The 26497-nt window shown below is 58.3% G+C and carries 22 protein-coding genes and 1 tRNA gene; 11 read left to right on the top strand and 12 right to left on the bottom strand.

What is annotated here, in order from left to right; genetic code table 11:
• Positions 1–60: 60 nt before the first annotated feature.
• From HF327_RS15435 to HF327_RS15420, 4 genes are all read right to left on the bottom strand, one after another.
• Positions 61–363, bottom strand: coding sequence for a helix-turn-helix domain-containing protein (locus HF327_RS15435; RefSeq protein WP_198461046.1), 303 nt, complete (start codon positions 361–363; stop codon positions 61–63).
• A 533-nt stretch (positions 364–896) separates the two neighbouring features.
• Positions 897–973: transfer RNA gene (locus HF327_RS15430), tRNA-Val, on the bottom strand.
• Positions 974–1052: 79 nt separating this feature from the next.
• Positions 1053–3284 (bottom strand): RelA/SpoT family protein, encoded by a 2232-nt coding sequence (locus tag HF327_RS15425; protein ID WP_198461044.1) that lies wholly within the window; start codon positions 3282–3284, stop codon positions 1053–1055.
• The gene (locus HF327_RS15420; RefSeq protein ID WP_198461043.1) at positions 3281–4297 is read right to left on the bottom strand and encodes an alpha/beta fold hydrolase; all 1017 of its coding nucleotides are present in this window, start codon (positions 4295–4297) and stop codon (positions 3281–3283) included. The genes HF327_RS15425 and HF327_RS15420 overlap by 4 nt, the downstream gene beginning before the upstream one ends.
• A gap of 76 nt (positions 4298–4373) precedes the next feature.
• Here HF327_RS15420 and HF327_RS15415 point away from each other — a divergent pair, with 76 nt between their 5' ends.
• Positions 4374–5156, top strand: a complete 783-nt coding sequence (locus HF327_RS15415) for a 3-hydroxybutyrate dehydrogenase (protein ID WP_198461065.1) — start codon at positions 4374–4376, stop codon at positions 5154–5156.
• Positions 5157–5293: 137 nt separating this feature from the next.
• Here the strand turns inward: HF327_RS15415 and HF327_RS15410 are convergent, their stop codons facing one another.
• Positions 5294–6040, bottom strand: coding sequence for an SIMPL domain-containing protein (locus tag HF327_RS15410; RefSeq protein ID WP_198461041.1), 747 nt, complete (start codon positions 6038–6040; stop codon positions 5294–5296).
• A 313-nt stretch (positions 6041–6353) separates the two neighbouring features.
• Here HF327_RS15410 and ompR point away from each other — a divergent pair, with 313 nt between their 5' ends.
• Both ompR and HF327_RS15400 read left to right on the top strand, forming a co-directional pair.
• Positions 6354–7085 carry an osmolarity response regulator transcription factor OmpR gene (ompR, locus tag HF327_RS15405; protein WP_099736624.1) on the top strand — a complete coding sequence of 244 codons (732 nt, stop codon included), beginning with the start codon at positions 6354–6356 and terminating at the stop codon, positions 7083–7085.
• A 193-nt stretch (positions 7086–7278) separates the two neighbouring features.
• Positions 7279–8784, top strand: coding sequence for a sensor histidine kinase (locus tag HF327_RS15400; protein ID WP_198461039.1), 1506 nt, complete (start codon positions 7279–7281; stop codon positions 8782–8784).
• Between the two features lie 21 nt (positions 8785–8805).
• Here the strand turns inward: HF327_RS15400 and ispF are convergent, their stop codons facing one another.
• Together ispF and ispD are read right to left on the bottom strand one after the other, a co-directional pair.
• On the bottom strand, positions 8806–9285 hold the full coding sequence (ispF, locus tag HF327_RS15395) for a 2-C-methyl-D-erythritol 2,4-cyclodiphosphate synthase (protein WP_198461037.1): 480 nt from the start codon (positions 9283–9285) through the stop codon (positions 8806–8808).
• 78 nt (positions 9286–9363) lie between these two features.
• Positions 9364–10134 (bottom strand): 2-C-methyl-D-erythritol 4-phosphate cytidylyltransferase, encoded by a 771-nt coding sequence (ispD, locus tag HF327_RS15390; RefSeq protein ID WP_198461063.1) that lies wholly within the window; start codon positions 10132–10134, stop codon positions 9364–9366.
• Positions 10135–10410: 276 nt separating this feature from the next.
• Here ispD and mfd point away from each other — a divergent pair, with 276 nt between their 5' ends.
• The 6 genes from mfd to HF327_RS15360 all read left to right on the top strand — a co-directional run bounded on the left by mfd (position 10411) and on the right by HF327_RS15360 (position 18239).
• Positions 10411–13902, top strand: a complete 3492-nt coding sequence (gene mfd / locus HF327_RS15385) for a transcription-repair coupling factor (RefSeq protein WP_198461035.1) — start codon at positions 10411–10413, stop codon at positions 13900–13902.
• Between the two features lie 89 nt (positions 13903–13991).
• Entirely contained in the window at positions 13992–14663 is a 672-nt protein-coding gene (locus tag HF327_RS15380) for a hypothetical protein (protein ID WP_198461033.1), read from the top strand.
• A gap of 180 nt (positions 14664–14843) precedes the next feature.
• Positions 14844–15881 carry a Bug family tripartite tricarboxylate transporter substrate binding protein gene (locus tag HF327_RS15375; protein WP_198461031.1) on the top strand — a complete coding sequence of 346 codons (1038 nt, stop codon included), beginning with the start codon at positions 14844–14846 and terminating at the stop codon, positions 15879–15881.
• A 130-nt stretch (positions 15882–16011) separates the two neighbouring features.
• Entirely contained in the window at positions 16012–16725 is a 714-nt protein-coding gene (serB, locus tag HF327_RS15370) for a phosphoserine phosphatase SerB (RefSeq protein WP_198461030.1), read from the top strand.
• A gap of 146 nt (positions 16726–16871) precedes the next feature.
• Positions 16872–17429, top strand: a complete 558-nt coding sequence (locus tag HF327_RS15365) for an NADPH-dependent FMN reductase (protein ID WP_198461029.1) — start codon at positions 16872–16874, stop codon at positions 17427–17429.
• Positions 17430–17786: 357 nt separating this feature from the next.
• Complete coding sequence (locus HF327_RS15360) at positions 17787–18239, top strand: ABC transporter substrate-binding protein (RefSeq protein WP_198461028.1); 453 nt, start codon at positions 17787–17789, stop codon at positions 18237–18239.
• A 69-nt stretch (positions 18240–18308) separates the two neighbouring features.
• Here the strand turns inward: HF327_RS15360 and HF327_RS15355 are convergent, their stop codons facing one another.
• Positions 18309–18548: a DUF3820 family protein gene (locus HF327_RS15355; protein WP_198461027.1), complete on the bottom strand. Its 240-nt coding sequence runs from the start codon at positions 18546–18548 to the stop codon at positions 18309–18311.
• A gap of 178 nt (positions 18549–18726) precedes the next feature.
• Between HF327_RS15355 and HF327_RS15350 the strand changes: the two genes are divergently transcribed.
• Positions 18727–19512 (top strand): MetQ/NlpA family ABC transporter substrate-binding protein, encoded by a 786-nt coding sequence (locus HF327_RS15350; RefSeq protein WP_198461026.1) that lies wholly within the window; start codon positions 18727–18729, stop codon positions 19510–19512.
• A 147-nt stretch (positions 19513–19659) separates the two neighbouring features.
• Here the strand turns inward: HF327_RS15350 and HF327_RS15345 are convergent, their stop codons facing one another.
• The 4 genes from HF327_RS15345 to HF327_RS15330 form a co-directional block, all read right to left on the bottom strand.
• Positions 19660–21285: a SpoVR family protein gene (locus HF327_RS15345; RefSeq protein WP_198461025.1), complete on the bottom strand. Its 1626-nt coding sequence runs from the start codon at positions 21283–21285 to the stop codon at positions 19660–19662.
• A complete protein-coding gene (locus HF327_RS15340) occupies positions 21282–22550 on the bottom strand; it encodes a YeaH/YhbH family protein (RefSeq protein ID WP_198461024.1) in 1269 nt (422 codons plus the stop codon). The genes HF327_RS15345 and HF327_RS15340 overlap by 4 nt, the downstream gene beginning before the upstream one ends.
• A gap of 70 nt (positions 22551–22620) precedes the next feature.
• A complete protein-coding gene (locus HF327_RS15335) occupies positions 22621–24543 on the bottom strand; it encodes a PrkA family serine protein kinase (protein ID WP_198461022.1) in 1923 nt (640 codons plus the stop codon).
• A 462-nt stretch (positions 24544–25005) separates the two neighbouring features.
• Positions 25006–25905: an EamA family transporter gene (locus HF327_RS15330; protein ID WP_198461020.1), complete on the bottom strand. Its 900-nt coding sequence runs from the start codon at positions 25903–25905 to the stop codon at positions 25006–25008.
• A gap of 88 nt (positions 25906–25993) precedes the next feature.
• Between HF327_RS15330 and HF327_RS15325 the strand changes: the two genes are divergently transcribed.
• Complete coding sequence (locus HF327_RS15325) at positions 25994–26461, top strand: Lrp/AsnC family transcriptional regulator (protein WP_198461019.1); 468 nt, start codon at positions 25994–25996, stop codon at positions 26459–26461.
• Positions 26462–26497 lie beyond the last annotated feature (36 nt).

Here is a 26497-nt window from a genome sequence, read left to right as displayed (position 1 = left end):
ACTAGCCCCCGGTGGGTCAGATTTGCGTGGAAATTAACAATCCTTCTTTGAGGCGGTTTGTCAAAGAACACTGCGTGTGGCTCGCAGGCGCCGCTTCCCCGCACGCTTGACTATATCCATAGGGCTGATACGCACCGCAGGGCGAAATGTTCCAAGCCATTCCTCTTTGCCAAGAGCCTTCATCAGCCGAATGAACGAATTCAACCGCCCACCGGAGCCGTTCTCTAACGAACGAATTGTTTGCTCTGAAATTCCGGCTCTGAGGGCGACATCGTGCATTGTTAGATTTTGTCGAAGGCGCTCGGCGCGAAGCTGTTCACCTAGCTCCGCCTCAAGTTCATCGGGTGTGTAGAAGGAATTCATAACCTATGATAATTCATGGTTTATCCTGAAAATACCAAGGCAACCTATGAAGTTTCATCGGTTATGACCGTCTTGAAATTGCAGAGAAATTGACAGAGGAGGTCGAACCATTCAATTGATGGCAGTTCAGCAACTGCACTGCCTTTTTGGTTGTTCTGACCACTTGCTCGTCGAAGTCCTGAGTTTCGATCGCAATCACACTGCGCTTGTTCTACTCTTCAAATCGATCGAGCAGAACCATTGGCGACTTGCTTGGGCAAGGCTAGTACCGTTGTCAAACAGCCGAGCTTTTTTTGCGCGTTGAATCACCCCGGTGTGAGCTACACGCACACCTAGAGGAAAAAGGCACTGGATTTATGGAATGCGAGCACGCAAATTGGTGGGGTAATTGCGACACTTTTTGTGCTGAAAAGTACGCCCTTGAGCACCCAAGTCTGGGAATGTTTTCCGTACTTGTTCCGTACTCTGGAAACAAAAATGCCCGCTTGTTAGCGGGCACTTCTGCTGCAAGCCCTGGTTTAGCTTGCTTTATTTGGTAGGCGCGATTGGACTCGAACCAACGACCCCCACCATGTCAAGGTGGTGCTCTAACCAGCTGAGCTACGCGCCTGTTTCGTTGATGAAGCAATTGTAGCACGGGTTTTTCACTCATTTTTTGAGAGCGAAAACTTTCTTGTCCATGATGGCAATCAGCGTCGTCTTGCCGAGCGCACTCCCGATACATTGGCCACAATGCCCAGCACCTTGTTCAGACGCCCGGAGTCAGCGACCTCTACCGTGAATGTCATCCAGGCAGTGCCCTTGACGGACTGAGTCTGCACACCGATGACATTGGTCTTCTCTCGCGCAAACACGTCCGAGATATCGCGCAGCAGGCCTTGCCGGTCAGCGGCTTCTACGGCGACATCGACGGGATAGACCGGACCGCCCTTGTCTGCATTCTTGGGTTGACCCCAATCAACTTCGATTACGCGCTCAGGACTTTTGGCTGCCATCTCGCGGAAGTTGCTGCAATCGCAGCGGTGCACGCTCACGCCCTTGCCACGGGTCACAAAGCCGCCGATGTCATCGGGTGGCGCAGGCTTGCAGCACTTGGCCAGTTGCGTCATGAGGGAGTCGACCCCCACAACCAGAACTCCACCTCTGGATGAGTCATGGCCTCGCGCCTTGCGCACCGGGGTGAAGGGCTCTTCCTCCGGCACATCTTCGCTGGGGCGCAGTACGGCTTCAATATTACGCAGCGAGTACTCGTCTTTGCCAACCACTTCAAATAATGAGTCGGCAGATTTGAAGCCAAGCAACCCTGCCAGATCTTCCAGCTTGACAGCCGTCTTGCCTTCGCGCTGCAGCAGCTTCTCAACAGATTCTCGACCACGCGACACGGTCTCATGCGTGGCTTGAGCATTGAACCAGGCACGCACCTTGGCCTTGGCACGGTTGCTGACCAGGTAACCCAGGTCCGCATTGAGCCAGTCCCGCGAGGGACGATCTTCTTTGGCGGTGTTGATCTCTACGGTCTGCCCGCTTTCCAGCGCCGTGTTGAGCGGCACCATGACTCCATCAACCCGTGCACCGCGGCAGCGATGACCCAGGCTTGTGTGTACGGAGTAAGCAAAGTCCACCGGCGTAGCGCCCTGTGGCAGCTCAATCACGGCGGCATCAGGAGTCAGCACATAGATGCGGTCTTCAAACAGGCCGCGCTGCGCGGATCCTGTCAGATCGCTGCCCCAGGCCAGCAACTGGCGTAGCACGGCAATCTTCGCGTCGTATTCACTCGAAGCTGATACGCCCGCGTAGCCCTTGGTGCCCGCTTCCTTGTATGCCCAGTGTGCCGCCACGCCATGTTCGGCGTGGTCGTGCATGGCTTGCGTGCGAATCTGAATTTCAATCGTGCGCCCGGTTTCGTCGCGGACCACAGTGTGCAAGGACTGGTAGCCGTTGGGCTTAGGCTTGGCGATGTAGTCGTCAAACTCTTTTTCCAGCGGTGTAAATTGCTCATGCACCCAGGACAGCGCTGCATAGCAGTCCTTGACCGTAGGCACGATGACGCGCATGGCGCGAATGTCGAAGAGCTGATCAAAGCTTAACGACTTGCCACGCATCTTCTTGGCAATGCTATAGATATGCTTGGGGCGGCCCTGTACTGAAGCGCTGATGCTGTGAGCGCGTAAATCAGATTCAAGTCGGCCGCGCATCTGCTCCATATAGACTTCTCGCTCTACCCGCTTCTCATCTAATAGGCGGGCAATCTGGCGATAGGTGTCTGGCTCCAGAAAGCGGAAAGACAGATCTTCCAGCTCCCACTTGATCTGCCAGATGCCCAGGCGATTGGCCAGTGGCGCAAAGACATACAGCGCCTCACGCGCAATGCTGGGCGAAACCACGCTTTTTTCAGCTGCGTAATAGCGCAGCGTCTGTAGACGCGATGCCAAGCGCAACAACACCACACGCAGATCACGCGAGAAACCTAGCAGCATCTTGCGCACGTTTTCGGTCTGAGTCGCAATACCGTCCACATGCTGGGTGCTCAACTCGGCATCTCGCGCTTGCTGCTGCACGCGGATGAGCTTGATGGTCTCCACCGCCAAAGTCGCGAAGTTATCGCCAAAGGCCTTGGCAATGACTTCCTGCGGCTTGTTCAGGTGCACACTGGCATGCACCAGATAGATGGCAGCCTGCATGGTTTCAGAGCCGCCAATCTTCTTGAGAATGGCAGCCACCGCATCGGCATGTGCCAGGGTGTTCTCCCCGGTCTCCATGACTTCGCCAGCAATCAGCGGCTCGGCAAAGACACGCGCACGCTCCAGTGCATTGGCCTGCTCGGGAAGCATTTCCGAGGTGGCCATGATCAGATGCGGCGTCGGCTCCGAAATCTTGGGCGCGGCGTCAGAGACTTGAGTTGCGTTATCGCTGGTCTTCATTCAGCTTCCTCTTGAGCTTGCTGTGCAAGACTGATGCTTGCTGGCAAACCCTTCTCCCCTTGTAAAAACTTTCGTATCAACGCCACCTGCCCCGGCGCGACCAGCGTTGGAGCATGGCCTACGCCTTCCAGTTCCGTGCAATGCGCCTTGGGGCCGCGTCGCGCCATGGCCTGAGCAGTACTTGCAGAGAGCAGGTCGGAATCTGCACCACGTATTAGCAAAACTTGTGCCTGAATTTGGTCATACAGCTGCCAGAGCAAGGTCTCTCCCGCCTGCGCCGTCTCACGGGTCATCAAGACCATGGGTACGGATATTTTCGGGTCGTAATGAAGCACGACGCCGCCTTGCGGATCCGGTTTGACCATGGCTTGCGAGAGAGAGCTCCACTGCTCGTCGGTATGCGGCCCAAAACCCTCAGATATCTGACGCATGGCGGCTGCGGCGCTCTCAAAGTTGGGAAAGTGCAAGCTTTTGCCCACATAAGAGCCAATGCGTTCCAGCGATGCCCACTCAATGGCCGGCCCCACATCGTTGAGCACCATGCGCCGCACTGGAACAGGCAGCGGTAGACCGGGCTGGCCGGTGATGCCCATGCCAATCAGCCCGCCCATGCTAGTGCCCACCCAGTCCAGCGTCTCGATCGGTGCCTGCACATGCAACTGGGCCAGCAGCGCCAGCATGTCGGCGGCATACATCGGTACCTGATAAGCCATGGGGTCAGCCAGCCAGTCGCTCTCGCCACGACCCGCCACATCGGGGCATATCACGCGGGCAAAGCGGCTGAGGGTGGTCGCCAGCACATCAAAATCACGCCCTTGACGCGAGAGGCCGTGCACGCAGACGATGACATGGGGATGAGCGGCATTTCCGGTGTTGTTCCACTCCCAGTACGCCATACGGTGCATGCCTTCGGGCACGGCCTCGATCTCTTTTCTGCGCTGGGCACTGGCCCAGGTGGGAGCCACTGCAGAAGCTCCGGGACACGATACGTAATTCAGCGTAGGTTGATTCATGGAGAGCGCACTTTGAAAGCCGGGGCCGATAATGGCTGTCGTCGCATCGTAATTCATTCGGAGACCTTATATGTCCATGTTGAAAGGCAAAACCGCTCTCGTGACAGGATCGACCAGCGGAATCGGCCTCGGTATCGCAGTCGCACTGGCTCGTCAGGGCGCCAATATTGTTCTCAATGGCTTTGGCGATGTCGAAGCCCCTCGCGCACAGGTGCTGGAGGCCGGTAAGGCCGCAGGCATCAAAGTCGGCTATCACGGCGCCGACATGAGCAAGGCTGCAGAGATTGAAGCCATGATGAAATACGCGGCAGCCGAGTTCGGCCGCGTCGACATTCTGGTCAACAACGCTGGCATCCAGCATGTGGCCAAGATTCAGGACTTCCCAGTCGAAAAATGGGATGCCATCATGGCCATCAACCTCAGCAGCGCCTTCCACACCACCCGACTGGCACTGCCCGCCATGCAGCAGGCCAATTGGGGCCGCATCATCAACGTGGCGTCGGTGCACGGACTGGTGGGCTCAGCTGAAAAATCAGCCTATGTCGCCGCCAAGCACGGCGTTGTGGGCCTGACCAAGGTGACCGCGCTGGAAAACGCCACCACCGGCGTGACCTGCAACGCCATCTGCCCCGGCTGGGTGCTGACACCGCTGGTACAAAAACAGGTGGATGCCAAGGCCGCTGCACAGGGCATCAGTAACGAAGAAGCCACCAAACTGCTGCTGGGCGAGAAGGAGCCGTCGCAGCAATTCACCACCCCCGAAGAACTGGGTGAACTGGCCGTCTTCTTCTGCTCTGCAGCTGCCGGCAATGTGCGCGGCGTGGCCTGGAACATGGATGGCGGCTGGGCAGCTCAGTAAGACTGCAACCCACAGCGCGTAAGAGTATCAAATCAATAGCAGCTACCGCTTGATTTGATTGCACTTCAAAGCTATTAGCTGATGAAAATCAAAAAGGAGCTGCGTCAGCAGCTCCTTTTTTCATATCAGCTCACCGTTCACTGCATCTGAATCGAGCCGCCGACGCTGACCGTCACCTCAGCACGATCGGCCTCCACCGACACGGGCGCCGCATCGGCATAGCTGGCCTTGGCCATGCTCATCATGCGCGGGCTGGGCATGGGGCGCATGCCGCCCCCATTGCTGTTCACGTTCACCTCGCGCAGGCTGTAACCCGCAAAGCCAAAGCTCTTGGAGATCGCCGCAGCGCGCTGACGGAAATTCTCGATCGCCTTGGCCTGGGCTTCGCCCTCCACTTTTTCTCGAGCTTCACGCGACAAGCCAAAGCCCGTGCTGGCCAGCGTCATGTCCTGCACCTTGGCCGCCGCTTGCGTAATACGCACAAAGTCTCGGCCCTGCAGCACGATGTCGGCCTGCCCCTGCCAGCCCTCTACCTTGCCGCTGTTGCCGTAGCGCGGCGAGATGGAGAAGTTGCCCGTGCTCAGCTCCATTTCGCCGTTTTTCGCATCGCGACGCAGCGTGGTCATTGCCGCCTCCACCAGCTTCTGCAACTGGGTCTGCACAGTGGCCGCATCTCGCCCATCCTTGGTGGCAGACAAAGTAGCCGTCATCCAGTCCTGGCGTACTTCAACCGTGCCCTGTGCCGACAGCTGGGCCACATTCACAGGTTTTTCACCTGCCACCGCGCTCTGCGCCCAGACATTGCCACCTGCACAAGCCGCTGCCAGCAGCACAGCCGCTGCGGTGAATCGGGACGAAGACAATGGTTTGAAATTCTGATTCATACGGTTCACCCTTGGAAATAAATCAATCCATGAAGATACACATGAAATTTGCTGCATCCGTGGATTGCGATTTTTACCGCCTGTCAGCAATCGGTGCGACTTCTTGTACGAACATCACCAACTAACATCACAAACAGAACAATGATTGATACATTGACCGCTATTCCAATAGAAAGTTCAACAAGAAACATTTATTGTTCTAATTACAAACGCAACATTCGTAACAACTGGCAAGAGTCAGCCTCTTTTCACTGGATTTTTTGCGGCAAGCGATAACAATGCCACTGTTACAAATAAATCTCTAAGGAAGATCATGGCAACGACAAACAACCGCACTGACAAGATCCTCGTGGTGGATGACGATGCCCGTATCCGCGACCTGCTGCGCCGCTATCTGACACAGGAAGGTTTCGAGATCATGATTGCCGAGGACGGCAAGGCGCTCAACCGCATCCTGCTGCGCGAAACTGTCGATCTGATCGTGCTCGATCTGATGATGCCCGGCGAAGACGGCCTGTCCATCTGCCGCCGCCTGCGTGCCGCCAACGACCGCACGCCCATCATCATGCTGACCGCCAAGGGTGAAGACGTTGACCGAATCGTGGGTCTTGAAGTCGGTGCCGATGACTATCTGGGCAAGCCCTTCAACCCCCGCGAATTGCTGGCCCGTATTCACGCCGTGCTGCGCCGCCGCCCGCCTCAAGAAGCACCCGGTGCACCGTCTGGCGATAACGAAGTCGCAACCTTTGGCCCCTTCACCTTTGACCTGGGCACCCGCGTGCTGCAAAAGAATGGTGAAGAGCTGCCACTGACCACGGGCGAATTCGCCATGCTCAAGGCGTTGGTACGCCACCCACGCCAGCCGCTGTCGCGTGAAAAGCTGGCCCTGTTGGCCCGAGGCCGCGAATTTGAGCCCTTTGACCGCAGTCTGGATGTGCAAGTCTCCCGTCTGCGCAAGCTGATTGAGGAAGACGCTGCGGCACCGCGCTATATCCAGACCGTCTGGGGCGTTGGCTATGTGTTCGTACCCGATGGCATGAACTAATCGACTCTGCCTGGCGCAAATTGACCATGCGCAACAAGCCGCCTCTTTGGGCGGCTTGTTGCATTGAGAGCCGCCAAAGAGCTGGTTTCGTTAAATATCTGAAACAAGAACCGCTCTTTTTGGACAACCCGTAACCCTTGCCCTGCCGTTTGCGCGTACGCTTGGGTTCAGTTTATTTTCAGCTTTGCTGCCCATGAGTGCTTTCAACGACACGCCACCCGATGCCACCAGCCCCGTACCTCTGGAGTACGAGCGGCGCACCACGGCGCGTTCCCCATTGGGCCTGAATCTCTTCTGGCGCACCTTCTGCCTGCTGGCCCTGCTGCTGGTCGGCAGCATTCTGGCCTGGCTGCAAACGCTGAGAGCCCTGGACTTTGAGCCCCGCACCCTGCAAACGGCCAAGCAAGTCGCCTCCATGGTCAACCTCAGCCGCGCGGCGCTGGAGCACTCAGACGCCATCAACCGCGTTTCGCTCATCAAGACCATGGCGGATCAGGAAGGCGTGCGTATCTTGCCGCGCGAGCCCGGTGACACGTTTGAACTGCTGGAGCAAAACTCGCTGGGCCAGAAGCTGACCGAAGAACTCACCACCCGCCTAGGGTACGGCACGGTGGTGGCGCGCAGCGTGAATGGAGAGCAAGGCCTGTGGGTAGGTTTCACCATCAACGGGGACCGCAACTGGATGTTGATGGACCAGTCGCGCTTTACCCCCGCCAGCGGGCAGACATGGCTGATCTGGCTGATGACAGCGGCCCTGCTCTCGCTCACGGGGGCGGCTGCCATTGCGCGGCTGATCAACCGGCCGCTCAAACAACTGTCCTATGCCGCCAATCGAGTGCGCGAGGGTGACTTCGACGCCAGCCATCTCGACGAAGAAGCCGTGACCAGCGAAATCCGCGAGGTCAATATCGGCTTCAACCGCATGGCCAAAAAGCTGGCCAAGCTGGAGCAAGACCGCGCCGTGATGCTGGCCGGTATCTCCCACGACCTGCGCACGCCGCTGGCGCGCCTGCGCCTTGAAACGGAAATGAGCGTGTATGACGACGTGGCGCGCGAACACATGGTGGCCGACATCGTGCAGCTGGACGCCACCATCGACAAATTCCTGGACTACGCCCGCCCCGACCATCGCGTCATGCTCAGCCCTGTGGATTTGAATGCAGTGGTCGCATCCTGCGTCTATGCGGTGCAAGATCACCGCGAGCTGCAGATCACCATGAACGTGCCCGATGACCTCTACGTTCTGGCCGACGAGGTGGAACTGGCCCGCGTCATCTCCAACCTGTTTGAGAATGCCCGCCGCTATGGCAAGACGCCATCGACCGACACCACGGAAGTGGATGTGATTGCCAAAGAGAGCGAAAAATGGGTGGTCATCCGCATCCGCGACCACGGCAAGGGCGTGCCGCCCGAGCAAATTTCCAGCCTGACGCAGCCCTTCTTCCGGGGCGACACGGCCCGCACAGCTGCCGCTGGCGCGGGACTGGGCCTGTCTATCGTCGATAAAACAGTGCAGCGCATGGGGGGCATGTTTGCACTGTCCAACTCATCCACAGGCGGGCTGGTTGCCCACCTGCAGTTGCAGCGCGCCATGGGAGTAACGGCCAGCGCCGCCCCCGAGCAGCGCCTGCAGCGCCCTCAGGTCAAACGCAATCTGCCGCGTGACAAAAAGGATGAAGACGGCCTTTACGAGGCTTGAGCCTGCAAGGCCGCCACCGGCTCAAGCCTTGTAAAGCAAGACCACCGCCCGCGCCTCCATGGCCTGCTGCAGGCCTACCGGGCCCATCTTCTCAGCCGTCTTGGCCTTCACGTTGACCTGATCCACCTCCAGCGCCAGCACTTGGGCAATGCGCTCACGCATCTTCTCGATATGCGGTGCCAGCTTGGGCGCTTGCGCCACGATGGTGCTGTCGACATTGCCGATCTCAAAGCCCTTGGCACGCACGCGGCGCACGGCCTCGGCAAGCAGCACGGCTGAGTCTGCACCCTTGAACTGCGGGTCGGTATCCGAGAAATGGCGGCCAATATCACCCAGCGCCGCCGCGCCAAACAGCGCGTCGGTAATCGCGTGCAGCAGCACGTCTGCATCGGAATGACCCAGCAGGCCCAGGGTGTGAGGCACTTCCACGCCACCCAGAATCAGCTTGCGGCCCGGCACCAGCGCATGCACATCCCAGCCTTCACCAATACGAAAATTCATACAAAATCCTTTCCCAGCGCTTGTAAATAAAGCGCCATCAGCTATCAATTTGATATTAATCAGTGCCTAGCACGACGCTTAGCGAGCAACCCGGCGCTGCATCAGCACGGCCTCAGCCAACGCAAAATCGTCGGGATAGGTCACCTTAAAGTTCTGCGCACCGCCGGGCACCAGGAGTGGTGCGTGGCCTGCCAGTTCCATGGCGCTGGCTTCGTCCGTCACCGCATCGCCCGCCGCCTGCAAGGCTGCCAACAGCGCGCCGATGCGAAACATCTGCGGCGTCTGCGCCAGCCATTTATCGCTGCGGTCTACCGTCTGCGCCACACGGGCTGCCCCCCTGTCTGTCGATTGCTGTTTCAGCGTGTCGGGCAACTTCAGCGCCAACAGGCCACCCACCGTATCGGGCAAGCAGGCATCCATCAGCATGTTGACCTGTGCACCCGTCACCAGACAGCGCGCCGCATCATGCACCAACACCCAGTCATCAGGGCTTGCTCCCATGCGCAGCAGCTCTTGCAGGCCGTTGGTCACCGTCTCGGCACGGGTTGCGCCGCCGCACGGGGCCACGGCAAGTCGGCTTTCAAGGGCACGCGCTTGCCAAAAGGTGTCGGCTGGCGAGACAACGACCAGCACCTGGTGCATGCACGCAACCTGCAGCATGGCCGCCAGCGTGTGCATGACCATGGGCTGGCCCGCCACGCTCTGGTATTGCTTTGGCAGCTCAGGCGCCGGAGCATCGGCGGCCATAGCTCGTGAGCCCACGCCCGCGCAGGGAATCAGCGCCCAGCAGCGCGGCACGGCCACCAGAGATGAAGACGCTGCAGCAGCGTTTGCCTTGGCGTCCGGCATGGACTCAGGCGAGAAAAACCGATCTGTCATGCGCTCTATTTTAAAATTACTGTTTCGCCCGAAAGCGGATCCGCCAAATCTTTGGCACTGCTTTCGGCTTGCATCACCGAGAGGTGCCCCCATTTTGAGTGAATGTGTCGCCAAGCGTCAGTCCTGTGCTGACTGGCCTGTGAGCCAAGCCCTTGAGGGGCAAACTCGCCTGCACTTAATCTGTCCCCGTTTTAACGCATGCAGCCAGCGCCTGTGCCCGGCTGCATCTGCTCGTCTGTGAAAACCATGCAACTGCCCAAGCTCACTCCTGGTAAACGCTTTCACCTGCCCCGCCCCACAGGCAGCGCCGATGCACTGCTGCTGGCCAAGCTGGGCGAGCGCGAGAAGAGCGATGGCCGCGTGATCGCCATCGTCACGGCTGATGCGTCCGATGCACGCCGCCTGATGGAAGAAATGGCCTTCTTCGCGCCGGATCTGCGCTGCGCCCTGTTTCCCGACTGGGAAACCCTGCCTTACGACGGTTTCTCGCCGCACCAAGACTTGATCAGCGAGCGACTGGCCGCCCTGTGGCGCATCAACCAGCGCGATAAGGAGCATGGGGCCGATGTGGTCATCGTGCCCGCCACCACGGCGCTGTACCGACTGGCCCCTCCGTCTTTTCTGGCGGGCTACACCTTTGAATTCAAAAGCGGGCAAAAGCTCGATGAAGCCAAGCTCAAGGCCCAGCTCACGCTGGCGGGCTATCAGCATGTGTCGCAAGTGGTCAGCCATGGTGAATATGCGGTGCGTGGGGGCCTGATCGACTTGTTCCCCATGGGCTCGCAAGTGCCATATCGCGTCGATCTGTTCGATGACGAAATCGACTCCATCCGCACTTTTGACCCGGACAGCCAGCGCAGCCTCTACCCCGTACCCGAAGTGCGCCTGCTGCCCGGTCGCGAATTTCCCATGGATGAGGACGCGCGCGCCAAGTTCCGCAGCCGCTGGCGCGAAATGCTGGAAGGCGACCCCACGCGCAGCCGTGTCTACAAAGACATGGGCCTGGGCATTGCCACGGCCGGTATCGAGTACTACCTGCCGCTGTTCTTTGATGAAACCGCGACGGTGTTTGACTATCTGGGCGACGAAGCCACAGTGGTGCTGCACGGTGATCTGGAGCCCGCCTTTCAGCGTTTTTGGCAAGACACCAAGGACCGCTACCGTCTGGTGCAAGGCGACCCTGACCACCCTGCCCTGCCGCCTGAGACGCTGTTCCTGACCTCCGAGCAGTTCTACACCCGCAGCAAAGAGCATGCCCAGCTGGCCCTGCGTCCCGGCACCGAAGATGTGGCCGACAGCGCCATTTTTCAGAAACTCACGGACTTGTCCGTCGTTCGCGGTGCCGAAGATCCGCTCGCCAAGCTGCAAAAACATATAGCAGCTTCCGCAAGCCGGGTGCTGCTTCTTGCCGAATCGGATGGCAGACGTGAAAGCCTGCTGGACTTTTTCCGTGCCTCGGGTGTCAACCCGCCAGTGTTTGATTCGCTGGCCGAGTTCCAGACCGATACGACGGAAAAAATCGGCATAGCCACCTCAGGCTTGATGAACGGCTTTGCCTGGGTGGAAGAAGGCTTGGACTTTGTCACTGAAACCGAACTGTTCGCCACCAGCCCCACGGGGCGCCGCCGCCGCAGGCAGGAGCAAGTCAGCGATGTAGAGGCGCTGATCAAGGACTTGTCTGAGCTGAAAGTGGGCGACCCCATCGTCCACTCCGACCACGGCATTGGCCGCTACCGTGGCCTCATCAATATGGACATGGGCCAGAAAAACCCCGACGGCACCCCTGCGCTACAGGAGTTTCTGCACCTGGAGTACGCCGCCAGCGCCGTGCTCTATGTGCCCGTGAGCCAGTTGCACTACATCAGTCGCTACACCGGCGTCTCGCCTGACGACGCCCCTTTGCACAAACTGGGCGGCTCGCAATGGGAAAAGGCCAAGCGCAAGGCCGCCGAGCAGGTGCGCGACTCGGCCGCCGAGCTGCTCAACATCTACGCCCGCCGTGCGGCGCGCCAGGGCCATGCCTTCCGCTTCCCAACAGCGGACTACGAGCAGTTTGTGGCTGACTTCGGCTTTGAAGAAACCGCCGACCAGAACGCCGCCATTCATGCCGTAATTCAGGACATGATTTCACCCCAGCCCATGGACCGCCTGGTCTGCGGCGATGTGGGCTTTGGCAAGACCGAGGTCGCCCTGCGCGCGGCCTTTGTGGCCGCCATGGGCGGCAAGCAAGTGGCGTTTTTGGCACCCACCACGCTGCTGGCCGAGCAGCATTACCAGACACTGGTCGATCGCTTTTCCAAGTGGCCTATCAAGGTGGCCGAGGTTTCGCGCTTTCGCTCGGGCAAAGAGATTACCGCTGCCATCAAGGGCATTGCCGATGGCACGGTGGACATCGTGGTTGGCACGCACAAGCTGCTGTCCGAATCCACCCAGTTCAAGAATCTGGGCCTGCTCATCATCGACGAGGAGCACCGCTTTGGCGTGCGCCACAAGGAAGCCATGAAGGCCATGCGCGCCGAGGTGGACATCTTGACGCTGACGGCCACCCCCATTCCCCGCACCATGGGCATGGCACTGGAAGGTTTGCGCGATCTATCGGTGATTGCCACTGCACCGCAACGCCGTCTGGCCATCAAGACCTTTGTGCGCAACGAAGGCACCGGCGTCATCCGCGAAGCTGTGCTGCGTGAACTCAAGCGTGGCGGGCAGGTTTACTTTCTGCACAACGAAGTCGACACCATCGAGAACCGCAAGCAAAAGCTGGAAGAAATCTTGCCCGAGGCCCGCATTGCCGTGGCCCACGGCCAGATGCCCGAGCGCGAGCTCGAACGCGTGATGCGCGACTTTGTGGCCCAGCGCTACAACATTCTGCTGTGCTCGACGATTATCGAAACCGGTATCGATGTTCCTAGCGCCAACACCATCCTCATCAGCCGCGCAGACAAGTTCGGCCTGGCCCAGCTGCATCAGCTGCGTGGCCGTGTGGGCCGCAGCCACCATCAAGCCTATGCCTATCTGATGGTGCCGGACCTGGACGGCCTGACCAAGCAGGCCCAGCAGCGGCTGGAGGCCATTCAGCAGATGGAGGAGCTGGGCAGCGGTTTCTATCTGGCCATGCATGACCTGGAAATTCGCGGTGCGGGCGAGGTACTGGGAGAAAACCAGAGCGGCAATATGCTGGAAGTGGGCTTTCAGCTCTACAACGAAATGCTGTCCGAAGCCGTGCGCAGCCTGAAGGCTGGCAAAGAGCCCGACCTGCTCTCCCCCCTGTCAGCATCGACCGATATCAATCTGCATGCGCCGGCACTGTTGCCCAACGACTACTGCGGCGATGTGCATCTGCGCCTGTCTTTCTATAAAAAGCTGGCCACGGCCAAGACGGCCGATCAGATCGACACCCTGCTCGAAGAAATCGTGGATCGCTTTGGCAAGCTGCCGCCCCAGGCCCAGACCCTCATCGATGTACACCGCCTGCGCGTTCTGAGCCAGCCTTACGGCGTGATCAAGGTGGATGCCGCGCCCGGCGTCATCAACATCACCTTCAAGCCGCAGCCGCCCATTGACCCGATGAATATCATTCATCTGATTCAGAAGAATAAGCACATCAAGCTGGCGGGCAACGAAAAGCTGCGTATCGAAAAAGAACTGGAAAACCCCAAGGACCGCGCGCAAATGGTGCGTGATGTGCTTCGCAGTCTGGGCCAGCCGCTCAAGGCAAAAGCACCGGCACATGCCTGACAAGCCCTGCAATAGAGCAACAAGGCTATTAAGGCGCTGCTAATGCAGACGGGGCAAGATGGCGGCAGAACCTGATCTGACCCGCCTCCATGTTTCTTGAAGCCGCCCTTGCCTTACTGGCCCTGTCTCTGTCCCTGCTCTGCCGCCCCTGGCGCATGCTGGGCAGCCGACCTGGGCCAGGCGGCATGCAAGACCCGGTGCTGTCACCTCTGCTCACGCCACTGTTTGCCAGCCTGGTGCTGCTGCCCTGGGTCTGGGCCTTGCCGGCGCTGCACCAGATGCCGCTGCAGTTGCACTGGTCTGGTGCACCGCTGGTCGTGCTTTTAATAGGCTGGCCGCTTGCAGTACCCGTGCTGCTTGCGGTGGGCGCTATTGCTTTTGCATTAGCGCCAGCACTGGATGTATCAGAAGCGCTGGGCATGGTGGTTTGGCAAGGACTGGTGCCAGCCACACTGGCCATGCTCTGGGGCGCGGCAATGCGCCGCTGGTGCTGGCATAACATTTTTGTATTTATTCTTTTGCGCGGCTTTTTCGGCACAGTTCTGTGTCTGTTTGTCGCCTCTTTGCTGGGCCAATGGGCCGGCCATGTGCTGCCCAATATCAATGAAGACCTCTCGCGCATGGCCCGCTGGCTCATGGCCTGGGCCGATGGCGTGACCACCGGCATGCTGACGGCGGTATTCGTGGTCTTTCGCCCGCGCTGGGTGGCCACATGGTCGGATGCCATCTATCTGCAGCCGCCACGCAGCCCTGAGAACTGAGTTCTGAGAACTGAGTTTTTTGGGGCTCTTCACGCATGCCACTTTCGCGGCGACTGCGCAAACAGCATCTTTCCCATCAGGCTAAACGCCAAGGCAGCTGGCACAGGGCTTGCTCATCATCAAGGTACGCACTGCAGCCATCACCAAAGCGGTGCATATCTTGATGAAAAGAGGGATCGCATGTTGTTCCAACCCGTTCGCGCCTCGACTGTTCGCGCCATTACCCACAGCCATCTTCGCCATGCCACCCATACCACGGCCCGCACCGGCCTGGCCTGTGCGCTGGCCGCAGGTTTTGCCATCACGGCCCAGGCGCAGAATGCCTACCCCGAACGCTCGGTCAAAGTCATCGTTGCCCTGCCCGCTGGCGGCAGCGCCGACATGATTGCCCGTGTCGTGGGCCAGAAGCTGGCGGCAGAACTCAAGCAGCCTTTTGTGGTGGATAACCGCGCAGGTGCATCCGGCCAGATTGGCACGCCCGCCGTGGCACGCTCTGCCGCTGATGGCTACACGCTCATGGTCTCACCGGCATCGTTTCTGACCACCAACAAGAGCATTTTCAAATCTTTGCCCTATGACCCCGAGGCCGACTTCGCCCCCATCAGCAAGCTGGTAAACCAGCCCATGGTGCTCGTGGTCAAAGACAAGCAGAAATTTCCCAGCGTGGCCGCGGTGGTGAGCGCTGCCAAGACAGCGCCCGGCAAGCTGACCTTTGCCTCTTCCGGCGACGGCAGCCCCCAGCACCTTGCCGCGCTGATGTTTGAAACCCGCACCCACGCACAAATGCTGCATGTGCCCTACAAGGGCGGTGCACCCGCCGTCAACGACACATTGGCCGGCAATGTAGACATGCTGTTTGCCGTACTGCCCGAGGTGCTGCCCCACATTCAGGCAGGCAAGCTGCACGCACTGGGCCTGCTGGCGCCCAAACGCACAGCCACGCTGCCCAATACCCCCACCATGGTTGAAAGCGGTTTTGCCGACCTGAACCTGTCCGCATGGGTGGGCCTGTTTGCCCCGGCCAAAACGCCCCAGCCCATCATCGACAAACTCAACCGCGCCGTGCGCGCTGCTCTGGACAGCGATATCAAGACCAAACTGAGCGAAAACGGCATGGAGATTGCACCATCGACGCCCGAGCAGCTCAAGCAGACCTTGTCGCAAGACATCAAACTGCATGCAGAGCTGGTGAAAGCGGCAGGCATTCAGCCGCAATAACGCCGCTTGATGCGGATGAGCCCCGCAAGGCCCGCCTGCATCAGCGGATAATGGCAGCCATATCCGGCCGAGACGGCAACACGCTGCCCGGCCACTGTTTTTGCCCTTCCTGCATTCGCACATACACGCAATGACTGACGCAACAGAATTCGCTCCCGGCCTGATGATTCGCGGCATTACCGCGCCGCAAAAGCTCAGCGACTACAAGCTCATCGCTTTTGACATGGACTCGACGCTGATCACCATCGAGTGTATTGACGAGATTGCCGACGCCACGGGCAAGAAGGAAGAAGTCGCGGCGATCACCGAAGCCACCATGCGCGGCGAAATCACCGATTTCAAAGACAGTCTGCGCCAACGCGTGGGCAAGCTGGGCGGCGTGACCGAGGCCGACATGGCCATCGTGCTGGCCGAACGCCTCAAACTCTCGCCCGGTGCTGAAACACTGGTCAAGGCCGCCAAGGCTGCGGGCCTGAAGGTGTTGCTTGTATCAGGCGGCTTTACCTACTTTGCCGAGCATGTGCGCGCCCTGCTGGATATCGACTTTGTGCGCGCCAATGTGCTGGAGTCCAAAGACGGTGTACTGACCGGCGGCCTGGTCGAGCAAGCCTGGGGCGATATCTGCGACGGCGCTGAAAAACGCCGCACGCTGCTGGAAGTGGCTTCGCTGATCGGCATTGACGCCAGCCAGTGCATTGCCGTGGGCGATGGCAGCAATGACATCCCCATGATGCAGGTTGCAGGCCTGTCTGTGGCTTACCACGCCAAGCCCCGCGTGCGCAATGAAGCCAAGGTCGCCATCAACGAAGGGGGTCTGGACCGCCTGCTGGAAGTGCTGAAGTAGGCCACAAGCTCGCCCAACAAGCCGCCACAGGCTTTGTGGTGGCTTTTTTGTTTCTGCATCAACGGCGCGCTCTGACGCGGAACAAGCAGCTGGCTTTGCTACAGTGCCTTGCATCCCTCCCAACCCGTGATCCGAAAGGTCAGTGAATGAGCAAACTCAAAATCGCCGTCATCGTGGGCAGCCTCAGCCAGCAATCCATCAACCGCAAGCTCGGCGAAGGCCTGGCCAAGCTCATGCAAGATCAGGCTGATTTCGAATTCATCGACATCAGCCGTCTGCCGGTCTACAACCGCGACTTTGACAACACGCCAGACTTCAAGCCCTTCGAAGACCTCAAGCCACAGATTCGCGGCTGCGACGGCGTGCTGTTCATCACCCCCGAGTACAACCGCTCCATCCCCGCATCGCTTAAAAACGTGCTGGATGGCTTGAGCCGCCCCTATGGCCAGACCGTCTGGGCCGGCATCCCCGCAGCCATCATCGGCAGCTCACCCGGCGGTGCCGCCTCGGCCATGGCCCAGCAGCACCTGCGCAATGTGCTGGTCTCGCTGGATATGCCCACCATGGCCCAGCCCGAAGGCTTTGTGCGCTGGTCCGATACGCTGCTTGATGCAGACGGCCATATCGGCGCAGCCAGCCACGGCTTTCTGACCAAGTACATGAGCAAGTTTCTGGACTGGGTGCAACTGCACCCAAAGAAATAATCTCGCTATTTTTTCGATTTGATAGCAAGCCCCGCAAGTGCATCAAACGCTGCGGGGCTTTTTGATACGTGTTTTGTTTTCACAATTTCTCACTTTTGATGAGCGCAGGAACTTTTCTTTGCTCAGACTATTCCTACAATAGTCGCGCAGCCCTATACACATAACAACAGCCGGCTGCCAAGGTATGAGCCCTGTCCTTTTTACGGACAGTTTCAGCTCAACTCCTTGATATTTCGCCCCTGACCACCAAATACCATAGCAAGTAAGCCATTTGAGACAGGCGTCTCACGGCATGCCGGCTGGCTATCGCTTTGAGCGAAGGCAGCCATCTATGACAACCATGATTGGAATTAATTCGTGAAGACTTCGTACCGTGCTGCCGCCTCCGTGATTGCTATCGCTATTGCATCGCTGTCTGTGCCTTCGCTGGCTCAGGCCAAGCGCATGGGCAGCAGCAAGTCCGTGCGTCCTGCCAGCATCGGCAGCAAGGCTCCAGCGCAGCCCGCTCCCGTGGCTCCTAAGGCTGCAGCGCCTGCCGCTGCGGCTCCTGCAGCTGCTCCCGCTGCAGCAGCAACGCCTGCTCGTGGCTCCGGCATGATGGGCACCATGGCCGGTGCCGCTGTAGGCGCCGTCGCCGGTACCATGGCCGGTAGCGCCATCGCCGGTGCCATGGGCGGCGACAAGGAAGCCGAAGCCAAGAAGGCCAAGGAAGAAGAAGCCAAAAAGGCTGAAGCCGAAGCTGCTGAGCTGCAAAACAAGCTTAACGACGCCAAGGCAAAGGCTGAAGCCGCTCGCGCAGCAGTTAAATAATCTGCACAGCAGATGCATAAAAAGGGCCGCTTTTGCGGCCCTTTTTATGCATCTGGTTGATTCAGGTGATTATTCCTGCGCTCTGGGCCTGAGCCCTGCCGCCTTGCGAATAGGCTCCAGCAGCTCACTCAACCCGTTGTGGTCCAGCTCATGCATCAACGCAATCAAGCGGCCCAGATCGCCCTTGGGAAAGCCCTCGCGGGCAAACCAGTTGAGGTAGTTGCCGGGCAGATCGGCAATCAGGCGGCCCTTGTACTTGCCATAGGGCATAGACACGCGCACCAGGCGCTCCAGCGTTTCGGGATTCATGACAGGTGATCTCAGTTCAGAAATACAAAACTTTGAATAAAAAACGACGTTCTTATAACCAAATAAGAAAAATGTCCTTCCGGCTTCGGTGCGCCGCACTAGACTATGTACCTTACTTCACCGCGGCCTGCAAAAGGCCAAGGGATTTGTTGCAACTTGCTGAAGAAGGTCTGAACCCATGTTGAAGAAAGCTCTCTCTGCTATCGCTATTGCCACTCTGGCACTGTCGGCTCAGGCCGCTGATGTGCTCAAGATCGGTGCTACGGCAGTGCCCCACGCAGAAATTCTGAACCACATCAAGCCCGCGCTGAAGGCTCAGGGCATTGATCTGGAAATCAAGGAGTTCAGCGACTATGTGCAGCCCAACGCCGCCGTGGAAGACAAGCAGCTGGACGCCAACTTCTTCCAGCACCAGCCCTATCTGGACAGCTACAACAAAGACCGCAAGACCTCGCTGGTAGCCGTGCCCAATGGCAAGGTACATGTGGAGCCCTTTGGTGCCTACTCCAGCAAGATCAAGAACATCAAGGATCTGAAGAATGGCGCAACCATCGCTATCCCCAACGACCCCTCCAACGGCGGCCGCGCTCTGATCTTGCTGGCCAAGCATGGCCTGATCGAGCTCAAGGACCCAAAGAGCCTGACGCCTACCGCGCTGGAAATCGTCAAGAACCCCAAGAAGCTGAAGTTCAAGGAACTGGAAGCCCCTCTGCTGCCCCGCGCACTGGCTGACGTCGATCTGGCTCTGATCAACACCAACTATGCAATCGAAGCCAAGCTGAACCCTACCAAGGATGCTCTGTTCATCGAAGGTGCTGATTCGCCTTACACCAACATCATAGTAGCCCGTAAGGATCGCGCAGGCGGTGCTGACATTGCCAAGCTGATGAGCGTTCTGCACTCTGCTGACACCAAGAAGTTCATTCAGGAAAAGTACAAGGGAGCGGTGGTCCCCGCCTTCTGATCGGCGCCTCCTGGTGCGCTGATGCGCATGTCCCATCAAAAAGCGCTGCATCTGCAGCGCTTTTTTGCTTTCTGGCGAATAGCTCTTTATTTGATAGCCTGCATCGCTTGATAAATAAGCGCTACAAGCACTTTTCCCTTGAAACTTTCAGGTCGATGGCCCGGGCACCGAGTGCAGCAGCACGGCCGTCTCGCCATCCCCATTGACGCTTTCCAGTTGCACGCCAAAACCCCACAAGCGGGCCACGTGTTTAAGCACTTCCTGCGTATCATCCGCAAGCGGCCGCCCCTGGTACTGGGTGTGGCGCAACGTCAGGCAGCGGTCGCCGCGAAGATTCACATTCCAGACCTGAATATTGGGCTCGCGCGTACCCAGATCGTATTGCTGTGACAGCAACTGGCGCAGCTGCCGGTAGCCATCTTCATCATGAATGGCACTGACCAGCACTTCACGCTCATCAGGATCGTCGTGCAGGGAAAACATGCGCATCTCGCGCATCAGGTGCGGACTCAGAAACTGACCGACAAAGCTTTCATCCTTGTAATTGCGCATGGCGTGGTGCAGCGCAGGCAGCCAAGGCGTACCCGCCAGATCGGGGAACCAGCGGCGGTCTTCCTCGGTCGGGTTTTCGCAGATGCGCCGAATGTCGCGGTACATGGCAAAGCCCAGCGCATAGGGGTTGATGCCGTTGAAGGCTCTGTGCCCGGCCGGCGGCTGATAAATCACATTGGTGTGCGATGACAGCCATTCAATCATCACGCCATCGGTCAGCCAGCCCTCGTCATACAGGGTGTTGAGCAAGGTGTAGTGCCAGAAGGTGGCCCAGCCTTCGTTCATTACCTGGGTCTGGCGCTGTGGGTAAAAGTACTGGGCGATCTTGCGCACGATGCGCAAAATCTCGCGCTGCCAGGGTTCGAGCAATGGGGCATTCTTCTCGATGAAATAGAGAATATTTTCCTCGGGCTCCTTGGGAAAGCGCTCATTATTCTGGGCCGCACTGTCCTTGTCTTTGCGCGTCGGCAGGGTGCGCCACAGCACGTTGACCTGCTGCTGCACATAGGCCTCGCGCTCCTCGCGCTCGGCGCGTTCACGGGCAAGACTTTTGTTAGAGGGGCGGCAATAGCGGTCCACCCCGAAGTTGGACAGCGCGTGACAGGAATCAAGTAACTGCTCCACGGTATCCAGCCCGTAACGCTCCTCGCACTGGCTTACGTAGTCGCGTGCATAGACCAGGTAGTCGATGATGCTGCCCGCGTCGGACCACATGCGAAACAGGTAATTGTTTTTAAAAAAGCTGTTGTGCCCGTAGGCTGCATGCGCAATCACCAGCGCTTGCATGGCCGTGCTGTTTTCCTCCATCAGATAGCTGATGCAAGGGTTGGCGTTGATGACGATCTCGTAAGCCAGCCCCATATTGCCCCGCCGATAGCGGCGCTCTGTAGCCAGAAATTCCTTGCCATAGCTCCAATGCCGGTAGTTGACTGGCATGCCCACGCTGGCATAGGCATCCATCATCTGCTCAGCCGTGATGATCTCCAGCTGGTTGGGATATGTGTCCAGCCCATAGCGTTCAGCCGCCGCAGCAATGGCTGCGTGGTATTGCTCAATCAGCTCAAACGTCCAGTCGCTGGGGTCAGGCAGCGGGCTGGCCGGGCGCTTCGCAGCCATCAACGGAGCCTGCGGCACATCGCGCGGCCGCTCACCCTGAGTGGCCTGATTCCAGGCTTTTCTGCTGGCACTGGGGTCCAGCGCCGGGTAGAGAGTGAGGTTCATACCGATACCCCATCTTTCTTGAAAAGATCACGAAACACTGGGTAGATCTCACTGGCTTCAGAAACCTTGCGCATGGCGAAATGCGGAAACAACGGCAGCAGCCGGCTGTATTCTTCCCACAAACTCTGCTCGTCCCGTACCACCTGCAAGTATGCAAAATAGCGCACCTGAGGTAGGATTTTGTCGGCCAAAATGGTGCGGCAGTTGCCGCCGTCATCGCTGAAGTTGTCACCATCGCTGGCCTGCGCCACGTAGATGTTCCAGTCGTTGACCGGGTAGCGGGCCTTGATAATCTGATCGAGCAGCACCAGCGCGCTGCTGACCACGGTGCCACCGCTTTCGGTGGAGTGGAAGAACTCTTCTTCACTCACCTCCGCGGCCTTGGTGTGATGACGAATAAAGACGATCTCAATCTTCTCGTAATGTCGTGTGAGGAACAGGTACAGCAGGATGAAAAAGCGCTTGGATAGCTCCTTGCGCTCCTGATCCATGGAGCCAGACACATCCATCACACAAAACATCACAGCCTGACTATTGGGCACAGGCACCTTGGTGCGATTGCGAAAGCGCAGATCAAGCTGCTCCAGAAACGGCACTTTACTCACCCGCTCACGGAGGGCATCAAGGCGCTGCTGCAGCTCGGCCACGGCCTCGCTGGTACCGTCATCCTGATCAAGCAGGGCGTCCAGCTCTGCCTCCAGCGCCTTTATTTCACGATGCGGGGCCTTGGTCAAAGCAATGCGTCGCCCCAGCGCACCGCGCATGGTTCGCACCAAGGCCAGGTTGCTGGGCGTGCCGTCATGGCTGTAACCGGCACGGCGGGACTTGTACTGCAGGGTGTTGCCGATGTGGTTGCGCAGCAGCCGCGGCAAGGCCAGGTCTTCAAAAAAGAGTTCCATGAACTCTTCCTTGGTCAAAGTGAAGGTGAAATCGTCCTGACCCTCACCGCTATCGCTGGCCTGCGAGCCAGAGCCGCCGTCGCCGCTGGGCGGCCGCGCAATGCGGTCGCCGCGCACATGCTCGCGGTTACCCGGCAGCACTACATCACGGATACCGCCCTGGCCGTGATGAAAAACAGGCTCTTTGATATCCTTTTTAGGGATGGTAATGTTTTCCGCCTGATCGATATGGCGGATGTCACGCGAAGACACGGCTTTGCGCACCGCCTCCGCGATCTGTTCCTTGAAACGCCGCACAAAACGCTCGCGGTTGCCCACCGATTTGTTCTTGCCTGCGAGCCTGCGGTCGATGATATGCAGTGCCATCTGTGCTCCCATCTCCAGGGGCTGTCTGAACCCTTTTGCCGGCAACCGCGAACGGCCTCCGGCACCTCTCTCAGCTGCTCTTGCGTACACGCAGATACCACTCGCACAGCAGACGCACCTGCTTGGGCGTGTAACCCTTGGCTTCCATGCGGGTGACAAAGTCTTCGTGCTTACGGGCATCCTCGGCACTGGCCTTGGCGTTGAAGCTGATGACGGGCAGCAGCTCTTCGGTGTTGGAGAACATTTTTTTCTCGATCACCACGCGCAGCTTTTCGTAGCTGGTCCAGCTCGGATTCTTGCCCTGATTGTTGGCTCTGGCCCGCAGCACGAAGTTGACGATCTCGTTGCGAAAGTCCTTGGGGTTGGCAATGCCAGCGGGCTTTTCCACCTTCTCCAGCTCCGCGTTGAGCGCGCTGCGGTCAAACACCTCACCGGTGTCCGTGTCACGGTATTCGCTGTCCTGAATCCAGTAATCGGCGTAAGTAACGTAGCGATCAAAAATATTCTGGCCGTACTCGCTGTAGCTCTCCAAATACGCGGTCTGGATTTCTTTGCCAATAAATTCGGCATAGCGCTGAGACAAAAACTCCTTGATGAAGCCTATGTATTTGGTCTCCAGCTCGGCAGAGAACTGCTCACGCTCAATCTGCCGCTCAAGCACATACATCAGGTGCACAGGATTGGCGGCGACTTCAGTGCTGTCGTAGTTGAAGACCTTGGCCAAAATCTTGAAGGCAAAACGTGTGGAGATGCCCTCCATGCCCTCGTCCACACCGGCGTAATCACGGTATTCCTGATAGCTCTTCGCGCGCGGATCTGTGTCCTTGAGACTGTCTCCGTCATAGACCTGCATCTTGCTGAAGATGCTGGAATTCTCGGGCTCTTTCAGCCGCGTGAGCACGGAGAACTGCGCCATCATCTTGAGCGTGCCGGGCGCGCAGATCGCATTGGCCAATGACGACTCGCGAATCAGCTTCTCGTAGATCCGGACCTCTTCGCTCACCCGCAGGCAATAAGGCACCTTAACGATATAGATACGGTCAAGAAACGCCTCGTTGTTCTTGTTGTTGCGGAAGGCCTTCCACTCGCTCTCGTTGCTGTGCGCCAGAACCACGCCATCAAAGGGAATCGCGCCAAAGCCTTCTGTGCCTTTGTAATTGCCTTCCTGCGTGGCCGTCAGCAAGGGGTGCAGCACCTTGATGGGGGCCTTGAACATTTCCACGAACTCAAGCAAGCCTTGGTTAGCCAGACACAGGCCGCCTGAGTAGCTATAGGCATCGGTATCATCCTGCGAGAAATTTTCAAGCTTGCGAATATCGACCTTGCCGACAAGACTTGAGATGTCCTGATTGTTCTCATCGCCCGGCTCGGTTTTGGCAATGCCGATCTGCTTGAGGATGCTGGGGTAGCGCTTGACGACGCGGAACTGGCGGATATCGCCGCCAAACTCTTCGAGTCGCTTGACCGCCCAGGGAGAGAGCACATGCTGCAGGCTGCGCCGAGGGATACCGAATTCTTCTTCCAGCACCGGCCCATCTTCCACCATGTCAAACAGGCCCAGCGGCGACTCGTTCACAGGCGAGCCCTTGAGCGCGAAGAACGGTGCTTTTTGCATCAGGTATTTGAGCCGCTCGGCAATCGAGCTTTTACCGCCGCCGACCGGGCCCAGCAGATAGAGAATTTGCTTACGCTCTTCCAGGCCTTGAGCGGCATGGCGAAAGAAGCTGACCACCTGCTCGATGGCATCTTCCATACCGTAGAACTCTGAGAAAGCGGGGTAGCGGCGAATGACCTTGTTGGCGAACAAGCGGGACAGTAGCGGGTCGTTGCGGGTGTCTACCATCTCGGGCTCGCCGATGACCATCAACATGCGTTGCGCAGCGCTTGCATAAGCCATCGGATCACGCTGGCAAAGAGCCAGATACTCATCCAGAGACATTTCTTCTTCACGCATGCGGACATAGCGTGCTGCGGAATTGCTGATGACATCCATATGACCTCCCGTGGCGACACCAGGGCTCGAATTAGTGCCGCTAAGTTGCAAGGCATTCGTTACCGTGTGATCTCGTTGTAGCACCTCGCTACGGATTTGAACAGGCCAAGAATCCTACAAATACGCAGTCCCCACGACAGCAAATACCGCAAAGCGGATAGCGCAAAATTCGCTCAAAAAAACTGTCTGAATTGCGCGCAAAAGTTCCCCGCAGCCAAGGCTTTTTACGCCCTATCTGCGCGTCAAACTTCACAATTTTGATGATCCGAAAAGCATGTCAGATCAAGTCTCTGAAGCCGTTATTCGCCGCAAGAAAAAACGCTGCCAAGGCAGCGTTTTGCATCATTACAGCTACTGAAAAATGAGCTTTCAGCGCAAGTAATGAGGGTTTTTCACTATGAAAATTTATGCAAAGCCTTGGTTAGCAAGCGCTTGCAGCATCTCTTTTCATAGCGCGCTCATTCAGTTTGAAGTGATGGCAGCGACGTCAGGCTCAGTCGTTTTATTGGTTGGCCGCGTCATCGCGCTACCCATGGCGGCGGCCATGATGCAACCGATGGCAGACCACTGCGTGAGTGTCAAATTTTCGCTAAGCAGCAGCATGCCCATGAAAGCGGCAATGGCGGGCTCAGTCGCCAGTGCAATGCCAAAAGTCGCAGGCGGCAAGCGGCGCAAGGCCAGCATCTCCAGCGTGTAAGGCAAGGCGCTTGAGATGGCAGCCACCATCAACCCAAAAAGCAAGATAGATGGAGTGAGCAACTTGGCACCAGCCTCTGCCACACCAAACGGCACCACCACCAATGCTGCGCACAGCAGTCCCAGCGATACGGCCTGCCCGCTGGGAATGCTGCCTAGACGACGGCCCAGAACAATGTAAAGCGCCCAGCAAATCGCAGCACCAAAAGCGCTGGCAATGCCCACGGGGGACAGGTTCAGGCCAGCGCTATTTCCACCCAGGGGCAGAATCAATGCCAGGCCCACAATCGCCAGCGCCAGCCAGACAAAATCAACCGCCCGACGCGAGTAGTAAATGGCGACTGCCAGCGGGCCAGAGAACTCTATGGCCACCGCTATGCCAAACGGAATATCGCGCAGCGCCATATAGAACAGCAGATTCATGCAGCCCAGCGCCACGCCAAAAGCCAGCAGAGACTTGGCTTGCTGGCGGTTCAGCGGCCAGCGCCATGGCCGCCAGATGCACACCAGCATCAGCGCCGCAAAACCTACGCGCAGTGCCGATGTGCCCTGCGCGCCAATGACAGGAAACAGCTGCTTTGCCAGCGACGTACCCAAGCCTAGCGCAGTGACCGAGCCCAACACGGCCAGCACGGGCCACCAATGATTCCAACTGTTTTTTGACATAGGTGCGTACGATATTGCATAAGACTCGCGAAATTCGCTCGTTTTGCCATTGCAATTTGCAAGTTTCACTCTCATCTCGACCAACGCCATGCCCGCTGCCGATCTTGACTCTTTTGACCGCGCCATTCTGGCCCTGCTGCAGCAAGACAACCTCATGCCCCAGCGCATGATTGCCGAGCACATCAGCCTGTCGGCACCCGCCGTGCAGCGGCGTATCAAACGACTGCAGGAGACGGGTGTGATTGCCGCCAACGTCGCCGTGCTGGAACCCGTCAAGACAGGCCGCACGCTGACTGCCATCATCACCGTACAACTGGTCAATGACAGACCCGATCTATCGCGCGACTTCAGAGCACGTATTGCCCGCGAAGCGGCTGTGCAGCAATGCTTTTATGTCACGGGCGAGACCGATTACATCCTCGTCGTCACCGCAACCGATATGGATGACTATCAAGCCATCTGCAAGCGGCTGTTTGAGGGCGACGACAACATTCGTCGCTTCAGCACCTCGATTGCGCTGGAGCGCATCAAGACGGGATTACAGCTGCCGATATAAGTGCCCGGCTAATTGAGCAGGTTTGATGCAACACAG

The organism is Comamonas suwonensis (genome assembly GCF_012844455.2).
In the GTDB taxonomy this organism is placed as follows: domain Bacteria; phylum Pseudomonadota; class Gammaproteobacteria; order Burkholderiales; family Burkholderiaceae_C; genus Comamonas; species Comamonas suwonensis.
The sequence above is the reverse complement of the archived record's forward strand: the minus strand, read 5'-3'. Positions and strand labels throughout refer to the sequence as shown.